The following is a 2,481-nucleotide window of genomic DNA, read 5'->3' as shown; positions in this document are numbered from 1 at the left end:
CCGGCAAGTGTCGCTGCTGCCATAGTCGGATCTCTGAGAATGGCATTCTTCTGTGCATCTTTGATAAGCTGTGCATCCTCTTCCGGAAGAGTCACAGGATTCATGGCAATGGAAACAACCGCAAGACCTCTGGTCTGCTGCCATTTTTTCGTAAGGGCTTCATTCATGGCATCGCATAATTCCAGAACATGTCCCGGAATGGCACTTGGACGGATCTGAAGTTCTGAGATTTTTGCAAATGCAGGCTGAAGAGCACTTACAAATTCTGTCTTTAACTGAACTTCAATTTCTTCTCTGTCATACTGCTGTTCAACATTTCCGCACACATTTGTATAAAACAGGAGCGGATCGACAATCTTATAAGAATATACTCCATTACAGCGCACAGATACATCTATGTCAAGACCGATATTTCTGTCAACTACCCGGAATGGGATTGGATTTGCTGTTCCGAATTTATTATCTACCAGTTCTTTTGTATTAAAATAATAAACCCTCTGGTCTTTGCCTGTATCGCCGCCAAATGTAAAACGCTTCTTTACTGTATCAAAAGTCCTGTGGATCCCCTCTCCCAGACTTCCGGCAAAAATACTTGGTTCTGTGGATGCATCATAGGTAAACTGTCCGGGTTCTGCACAAACCTCCACAACCTTTCCCTGTTCTACGATGATCATACACTGACCATCTGCAACAGCAATTCCGGAACCGCTTGAAATAATATTATCACTGCCTTTTTTGTTGGAAGAACGTCCGCCTACTCTCTTCTCACCCTTTACAACCAGAACATCTTTATCTATTGCATCGCAGTAAAAAAACTCCTTCCACTGATCTGCCATTGTTCCGCCAAATGCACCGGCTGCTGCTTTGATCAATCCCATAATTTATATCTCCTTCCTGATTACATATTATTTTATACATATTTCTTACAGATATTTTCTACCCATATTTCCTGTTAGTGTGCCGACAAGTTGATTTCTCGAACAATCTTGCGTCTAAATTTCTTATTTTGCGGGTAATTGTGTGTTTTTTTTACAATATAATATTTTTACAGTTACAAATTGATATTTATAAGTTCATCATATCATACATTTTCCGAATTGTCATGCGCAAAAACTCCTCTTTTCTGTCATTTTGCAACATATGAGCACATAAATCGCTGCAGTCCACTCCACAGTAACTATAATGCGACGCGCAGTTATTCAAAAGTTCATGAATAGCAATATACACTTACAATGTATGAAATCTATAAATTCTTTTTTATTTTCAGTATATTTTGTCCGTCTGCATATTCATATGAAACTTCATCCATCATTTCCTTAACCAGAAAAATTCCAAGCCCCCCGATTTTTCTTTTTCTATATCCAGAGTAACATCCGGATCTTTATTTTCTAATGGATTATAAGGAATGCCTTTGTCTATAAAAGTCAGTTCCAGTCTTTCAGGAAAATTCTTTATTTCAACCTGTACAGTTGCCTCTCCAGTTTTTGGCGTATAAGCATAATAGGCAATATTGCCAAATATCTCATCTATCGCAATATCTATCTCCATCTGTACTTTTGCAGAACATCCATTTGCTTCCAGTATGGAATTTACAAAATCTGTAATTACCGCTATATTCTCTATTTTTGCTTCTTCTGTAATACTTTTCAAATCCACCTCTCCTTCCTTCATTCAGTTCAGATAGATAGAATCCTCCTTTTCGCTGTGCAGTTCTGTATCTTTACAGCCACAGTCATTCGATTGACAGTATGTCTGCAAATCCCGTAATATCGAATACATCCTGTATGATATCACTCACATGAATCAATTTCATAGTTCCTTTTACATTCATAAATTTCTGCATTTTCAGAATAACACGCAGGCCGGCTGATGAAATATATTCAAGCCCTGTAAAATCCAATACAAGTTCCTGAGTATTGATCAACTCTTTCTCGGCAAAAGTATCCAATTCAGGTGCAGTTGTTGTATCTAATCTCCCGGTCAAAAATACCGTATCTTTTGTTCCTTCATTTTTCTTTTCAATTTTCAGACTCATTTTCTCTCTGCCACTCAAAATGTTTTTAAATATACTCAAACACATCGAGAAATTGAAGTCCTCACGAATACTTCTTACTGCTTCATTGTGTATGTTTTGACGATTGCAGGCAATACGCTACTCACAGGTTCTTGTACACTCCACAGTCGTTAATTCCCGAAATAGCCTTCGGTACATACTTACATTTGCTTTTAATCATGCAATCCTGTAAGTTTTAGCATCTTTTAAATTAAGTGCCGCATTGAAGTCCCTGTCTGCAACATAGCCACATTCACATCTGTAAATTCTATCTGAAAGCTTTAAATTTTTCCTGACAGAACCACAATGGTGACAGGTCTTTGAAGATGGATAAAATCTATCTGCTACCCTTAATTCAATGCCGTTTTCATCGCACTTGGCTTTAAGCCTTGTTCTAAATTCATAAAACTTCTGAGATGCAACAGCTT

Annotated in this window: 3 protein-coding genes and 1 pseudogene; all 4 read right to left on the bottom strand. The window is 37.8% G+C overall.

Features of this window, described 5'->3' with window-relative positions:
• On the bottom strand, positions 1-878 hold an 878-nt coding region (locus AC075L_RS09835), incomplete at its 3' end, for an SPFH domain-containing protein (protein WP_476387585.1).
• A gap of 365 nt (positions 879-1,243) precedes the next feature.
• Positions 1,244-1,671: pseudogene (locus tag AC075L_RS09830) on the bottom strand (ATP-binding protein).
• A gap of 61 nt (positions 1,672-1,732) precedes the next feature.
• Complete coding sequence (locus AC075L_RS09825) at positions 1,733-2,035, bottom strand: STAS domain-containing protein (RefSeq protein ID WP_118567008.1); 303 nt, start codon at positions 2,033-2,035, stop codon at positions 1,733-1,735.
• A 195-nt stretch (positions 2,036-2,230) separates the two neighbouring features.
• Positions 2,231-2,481: zinc ribbon domain-containing protein (locus AC075L_RS09820; protein WP_476387584.1), on the bottom strand; the 251-nt coding region annotated here is incomplete at its 5' end.

Source organism: Blautia sp. ZXY-1-B12 (assembly GCF_056339915.1).
Note: the sequence above shows the minus strand (reverse complement) of the source record. Positions and strands in the feature narration are given on the sequence as shown.